This is a genomic window from Streptococcus sp. 3167 (genome assembly GCF_013277175.1).
Lineage (GTDB): Bacteria > Bacillota > Bacilli > Lactobacillales > Streptococcaceae > Streptococcus > Streptococcus pseudopneumoniae.
In genome coordinates, this window is sequence record NZ_VMML01000085.1 from 1 (window position 1) to 6,313 (window position 6,313).

Consider the following 6,313-nt stretch of genomic DNA (forward strand, 5'->3'; position numbering starts at 1 on the left):
CGAGGCTCTGCCTATCTCCTAAATGGATAGCAGATAAGGTATCTGGCTGGGGCGACCATTATCAATTAGTAGCTCAGAAGTCGGTACTTAAACGTGCTATATCAAAACCAGTCCTTGAAAAACGAGGACTGGTTTCGTGTTTGGATTATTACCTTGAACGACATGCGTTAAAAGTTAGTTGAACCGCCGTATGCCGAACGGCACGTACGGTGGTGTGAGAGGGGCTAGAGATTATCCCCTACTCGATTAAGCAATTTCCTTGACATTTTTCTTATTTTGCGCTATCATATATACATATAATATATGGGAGTCTGTGTACAGTCTGAGAGGAAGTGTTAAACTTCGACCGCACCTGATCTGGGTAATGCCAGCGGAGGGAACGATACTTAGTCTAATTTTGCACCTTTTCCATGTATGGTAAAGGTTTTTCTTTTTTTAAAAAGGAAAACGAGAAGAGGAGGTTCTTATGAAAGCAAGCATTGCCTTGCAAGTTTTACCCCTAGCACAGGGGATTGATCGGATAGCTGTTATTGATCAGGTCATTGCTTATCTGCAAACTCAAGAAGTGACGATGGTAGTGACACCATTTGAAACGGTCTTGGAAGGGGAGTTTGATGAGCTTATGCGCATTCTAAAAGAAGCGCTGGAAGTGGCAGGGCAGGAGGCAGACAATGTCTTTGCCAATGTCAAAATAAATGTAGGAGAGATTTTAAGTATTGATGAGAAACTTGAAAAGTATACTGAGACGACATATTAGTCTATTGGGTTTTCTGGGAGTCTTGTCAATCTGGCAGTTAGCAGGTTTTCTTAAACTTCTCCCCAAGTTTATCCTGCCGACACCTCTTGAAATTCTCCAGCCCTTTGTTCGTGACAGAGAATTTCTCTGGCACCATAGCTGGGCGACCTTGAGAGTGGCTTTACTGGGGCTGATTTTGGGAGTTTTGATTGCCTGTCTTATGGCTGTGCTCATGGATAGTTTGACTTGGCTCAATGACCTGATTTACCCTATGATGGTGGTCATTCAGACCATTCCGACCATTGCCATAGCTCCTATCCTGGTCTTGTGGCTAGGTTATGGGATTTTGCCCAAGATTGTCTTGATTATCTTAACGACAACCTTTCCCATCATCGTCAGCATTTTGGACGGTTTTAGGCATTGCGATAAGGATATGCTGACCTTGTTTAGTCTGATGCGGGCCAAGCCTTGGCAAATCCTGTGGCATTTTAAAATTCCAGTCAGCCTGCCTTACTTTTATGCAGGTCTGAGGGTCAGTGTCTCCTACGCCTTTATCACAACAGTGGTATCTGAGTGGTTGGGAGGCTTTGAAGGACTAGGTGTCTACATGATTCAGTCCAAGAAACTGTTTCAGTATGATACCATGTTTGCTATTATTATTCTGGTATCGATTATCAGTCTTCTCGGTATGAAGCTGGTTGATGTCAGTGAAAAATATGTTATTAAATGGAAACGTTCGTAGAATTAGAATGTTTCAAAAAAGAAAAGAGGAAATCAAAATGAAGAAAACATGGAAAGTGTTTTTAACTGTTTTAACAGCTCTTGTAGCTGTTGTACTTGTGGCCTGTGGTCAAGGAACTGCTTCTAAGGATAACAAAGAGGCAGAACTCAAGAAGATCGACTTTATCCTAGACTGGACACCAAATACTAACCACACAGGGCTATATGTTGCCAAGGAAAAAGGTTATTTCAAAGAAGCTGGAGTGGATGTTGATTTGAAATTGCCACCAGAAGAAAGCTCATCTGACTTGGTTATCAATGGTAAGGCACCATTTGCAGTGTATTTCCAAGACTACATGGCTAAAAAATTGGAAAAAGGAGCAGGAATCACTGCCGTTGCAGCTATTGTTGAACACAATACATCAGGAATCATCTCACGTAAATTTGACAATGTAAGCAGTCCAAAAGACTTAGTTGGTAAGAAATACGGGACTTGGAATGACCCAACTGAACTTGCTATGTTGAAAACATTGGTAGAATCACAAGGTGGGGACTTTGAGAAGGTAGAAAAAGTACCAAATAACGACTCAAACTCTATCACACCTATTGCCAATGGTGTCTTTGACACTGCTTGGATCTACTACGGTTGGGATGGTATACTTGCTAAATCTCAAGGTGTAGATGCTAACTTCATGTATTTGAAAGACTATGTCAAGGAGTTTGACTACTATTCACCAGTTATCATCGCAAACAACGACTATCTGAAAGATAACAAAGAAGAAGCTCGTAAAGTCATCCAAGCCATCAAAAAAGGTTACCAATATGCTATGGAGCATCCAGAAGAAGCGGCTGATATCCTCATCAAGAATGCACCTGAACTTCAGGAAAAACGTGACTTTGTCATCGAATCTCAAAAATACTTGTCAAAAGAATACGCAAGCGACAAGGAAAAATGGGGTCAATTTGATGCAACTCGCTGGAATGCCTTCTACAAATGGGATAAAGAAAATGGTATCCTTAAAGAAGATTTGACAGATAAAGGCTTCACCAACGAATTTGTGAAATAATGACAGAAATAAGACTAGAACACGTCAGTTATGCCTATGGTCGGGAGAGGATTTTAGAGGACATCAATCTGCAGGTGACTTCAGGTGAAGTGGTTTCTATCCTAGGTCCAAGCGGTGTTGGAAAGACCACTCTCTTTAATCTAATCGCTGGGATTTTAGAAGTCCAGTCTGGGAGAATTGTCCTGGATGGTGAAGAAAATCCCAAGGGGCGCGTGAGTTATATGTTGCAAAAGGACTTGCTCTTGGAGCACAAGACGGTGCTTGGAAATATCATTCTGCCCCTCTTGATTCAAAAAGTGGATAAGGCGGAAGCCATTGCCCGGGCGGATGAAATTCTTGCGACCTTCCAGTTGACAGCTGTAAGAGATAAATACCCTCATGAACTCAGTGGCGGGATGCGCCAGCGTGTAGCCTTGCTTCGAACTTACCTTTTCGGGCACAAGCTCTTTCTCTTAGACGAGGCTTTTAGCGCCTTGGATGAGATGACCAAGATGGAACTACACGCTTGGTACCTTGAGATTCACAAGCAGTTGCACCTGACAACATTGATTATTACTCATAGTATAGAGGAGGCTCTTAATCTCAGCGACCGCATCTATATCTTGAAAAATCGCCCTGGGCAGATTGTTTCAGAAATTAAACTAGACTGGTCTGAAGATGAGGACAAGGAAGTCCAAAAGATTGCCTACAAACGTCAAATCTTGGCAGAATTAGGCTTAGAATAAGTAGAAAAATAGGGAGTTGGTGAAGATTATCCTTTACCAGCGCCCTTTTTCTTTTAAAAATGAGAAAATTTCGGTATAATAGTCAAAGATAGTCAAGGTTCAAAGAGAGGTGGGTTTGTAATGAGATTTAAAAATACATCGGATCATATTGAGGCCTACATCAAGGCGATTTTAGATCAATCTGGTATTGTGGAGTTGCAACGGAGTCAGTTGGCTGATACCTTTCAGGTTGTCCCTAGTCAGATTAACTATGTGATCAAGACACGCTTTACCGAAAGTAGAGGCTACTTGGTTGAAAGTAAGCGTGGTGGCGGAGGCTATATTCGTATAGGACGGATTGAGTTTTCTAGTCATCATGAAATGCTCAGGGAGCTGCTTTACTCAATTGGTGAGCAGGTCAGTCAAGAAATTTATGAGGATATTCTACAGCTTTTGGTTGAGCAGGAATTGATGACCAAGCAGGAGATGAATTTGCTTGTGGCAGTAGCTTTGGATCGCGTCCTAGGAGAAGAAGCTCCAGTCCTTCGAGCTAATATGCTACGACAGGTTATACAAGAGGTAGATAGAAAAGGGAAGTAAGATGAACTATTCAAAAGCATTGAATGAATGTATCGAGAGTGCCTACATGGTGGCTGGCCATTTTGAAGCTGGTTACCTAGAGTCTTGGCACTTGTTGATTGCCATGTCCAATCACAGTTATAGTGTGGCAGGGGCGACTTTAAACGATTATCCATATGAGATGGACCGTTTAGAAGAGGTGGCTTTGGAACTGACTGAAACGGACTATAGACAGTATGAAACTTTTACGGAGTTGCCGTTCTCCCGTCGTTTGCAGGTTCTTTTTGACGAAGCAGAGTATGTAGCGTCAGTGGTCCATGCTAAGGTATTAGGGACAGAGCATGTCCTCTATGCGATTTTGCATGATGGCAATGCCTTGGCGACTCGTATTTTGGAGAGGGCTGGTTTTTCTTATGAAGACAAGAAAGATCAGGTCAAGATTGCTGCTCTTCGCCGAAATTTAGAAGAACGGGCAGGCTGGACTCGTGAAGACCTCAAGGCCCTACGCCAACGCCATCGTACAGTAGCTGACAAGCAAAATTCTATGGCTAATATGATGGGTATGCCCCAGACTCCGAGTGGTGGTCTCGAGGATTATACGCATGATTTGACAGAGCAAGCTCGTTCTGGCAAGTTAGAACCAGTCATCGGTCGGGACAAGGAAATCTCGCGTATGATTCAAATCTTGAGTCGGAAGACAAAGAATAATCCTGTCTTGGTTGGGGATGCTGGTGTCGGGAAAACTGCTCTGGCGCTTGGTCTTGCTCAGCGTATTGCTAGTGGGGATGTGCCTGTGGAAATGGCTAAGATGCGCGTGTTAGAGCTTGATTTGATGAATGTCGTTGCAGGGACACGCTTCCGTGGTGACTTTGAAGAGCGCATGAACAATATCATCAAGGATATTGAAGAAGATGGCCAAGTCATCCTCTTTATCGATGAACTCCACACTATCATGGGTTCTGGGAGTGGAATTGACTCAACTCTGGATGCGGCCAATATTTTGAAGCCAGCCTTAGCGCGTGGAACTTTGAGAACGGTTGGTGCCACCACTCAGGAAGAATACCAAAAACACATCGAAAAAGATGCGGCTCTTTCTCGTCGATTCGCTAAAGTGACGATTGAAGAGCCAAGTGTGGCAGACAGCATGGCCATTTTGCAAGGCTTGAAGGCGACTTATGAGAAACATCACCGTGTGCAAATCACAGATGAAGCGGTCGAAACAGCCGTTAAGATGGCCCATCGTTACTTGACTAGTCGCCATTTGCCAGACTCTGCTATAGACCTCTTAGATGAAGCAGCAGCAACAGTGCAAAATAAGGCTAAGCATGTAAAAGTAGACGATTCAGGCTTGAGTCCAGCTGACAAGGCCTTGATGGATGGCAAGTGGAAACAGGCAGCTCAGCTAATCGCAAAAGAAGAGCAAGTGCCTGTCTATAAAGACTTGGTAACAGAGTCTGATATTTTGACTACCTTGAGTCGATTGTCAGGTATCCCAGTCCAAAAACTGACTCAGACTGACGCTAAGAAATACCTGAACTTGGAAGCTGAACTACACAAGCGTGTCATCGGTCAAGATCAAGCAGTTTCAAGCGTTAGCCGTGCTATTCGCCGCAATCAGTCAGGGATTCGCAGTCACAAGCGTCCGATTGGTTCTTTTATGTTCCTAGGACCCACAGGTGTCGGGAAGACCGAATTGGCCAAGGCTTTGGCAGAAGTTCTCTTTGATGACGAATCAGCCCTTATCCGCTTTGATATGAGTGAGTATATGGAGAAATTTGCAGCCAGCCGTCTCAATGGAGCTCCTCCGGGTTATGTGGGTTATGAAGAAGGTGGGGAGTTGACCGAGAAGGTTCGCAACAAACCATATTCCGTTCTCCTTTTTGACGAGGTAGAGAAGGCCCACCCAGATATCTTTAATGTGCTCTTGCAGGTCTTGGATGATGGTGTCTTGACCGATAGCAAGGGCCGCAAGGTTGACTTTTCAAATACCATTATCATCATGACGTCAAACCTTGGTGCGACAGCCCTTCGGGATGACAAGACCGTCGGTTTTGGAGCTAAGGATATTCGTTTTGACCAGGAAAATATGGAAAAACGCATGTTTGAAGAGCTGAAAAAGGCTTATAGACCTGAGTTTATCAACCGTATTGATGAAAAGGTGGTCTTCCATAGCCTGTCTAGTGACCATATGCAGGAAGTGGTGAAGATTATGGTCAAACCTTTAGTGGCAAGTTTGGCTGAAAAAGGCATTGACTTGAAATTACAAGCTTCTGCACTGAAATTGTTGGCAAATCAAGGATATGACCCAGAGATGGGAGCTCGTCCACTTCGCAGAACCCTGCAAACAGAAGTGGAAGACAAGTTGGCAGAACTTCTTCTTAAGGGAGATTTGGTGGCAGGCAGCACACTTAAGATTGGTGTCAAAGCAGGCCAATTGAAATTTGATATTGCATAAAAATGGAGAATCAGGAGTAATCTTGATTCTCTTTTGCCAAATTTCAAGTTCA

Annotated in this window: 6 protein-coding genes, 1 pseudogene and 1 riboswitch; all 7 genes and pseudogenes read left to right on the top strand. The window is 43.6% G+C overall.

Going from position 1 to position 6,313, the window contains the following annotated elements:
* Window positions 1–182, top strand: a pseudogene (locus tag HT678_RS10335) (group II intron reverse transcriptase/maturase); the annotation flags it as partial.
* 111 nt (window positions 183–293) lie between these two features.
* A riboswitch (TPP riboswitch) is annotated at window positions 294–396 on the top strand.
* Between the two features lie 70 nt (window positions 397–466).
* On the top strand, window positions 467–757 hold the full coding sequence (locus tag HT678_RS10340) for a thiamine-binding protein (RefSeq protein ID WP_016397311.1): 291 nt from the start codon (window positions 467–469) through the stop codon (window positions 755–757).
* Complete coding sequence (locus HT678_RS10345; protein ID WP_172924981.1) at window positions 720–1,478, top strand: ABC transporter permease; 759 nt, start codon at window positions 720–722, stop codon at window positions 1,476–1,478. Before HT678_RS10340 ends, HT678_RS10345 begins: the two co-directional genes overlap by 38 nt.
* 37 nt (window positions 1,479–1,515) lie before the next feature.
* On the top strand, window positions 1,516–2,523 hold the full coding sequence (locus HT678_RS10350) for an ABC transporter substrate-binding protein (RefSeq protein WP_172924983.1): 1,008 nt from the start codon (window positions 1,516–1,518) through the stop codon (window positions 2,521–2,523).
* Window positions 2,523–3,248: an ABC transporter ATP-binding protein gene (locus HT678_RS10355; RefSeq protein WP_000136235.1), complete on the top strand. Its 726-nt coding sequence runs from the start codon at window positions 2,523–2,525 to the stop codon at window positions 3,246–3,248. Before HT678_RS10350 ends, HT678_RS10355 begins: the two co-directional genes overlap by 1 nt.
* 120 nt (window positions 3,249–3,368) lie before the next feature.
* The gene (locus tag HT678_RS10360) at window positions 3,369–3,827 is read left to right on the top strand and encodes a CtsR family transcriptional regulator (protein WP_050261787.1); all 459 of its coding nucleotides are present in this window, start codon (window positions 3,369–3,371) and stop codon (window positions 3,825–3,827) included.
* A gap of 1 nt (window position 3,828) precedes the next feature.
* A complete protein-coding gene (locus HT678_RS10365) occupies window positions 3,829–6,261 on the top strand; it encodes an ATP-dependent Clp protease ATP-binding subunit (RefSeq protein WP_079252987.1) in 2,433 nt (810 codons plus the stop codon).
* The last annotated feature ends 52 nt before the right edge of the window (window positions 6,262–6,313 follow it).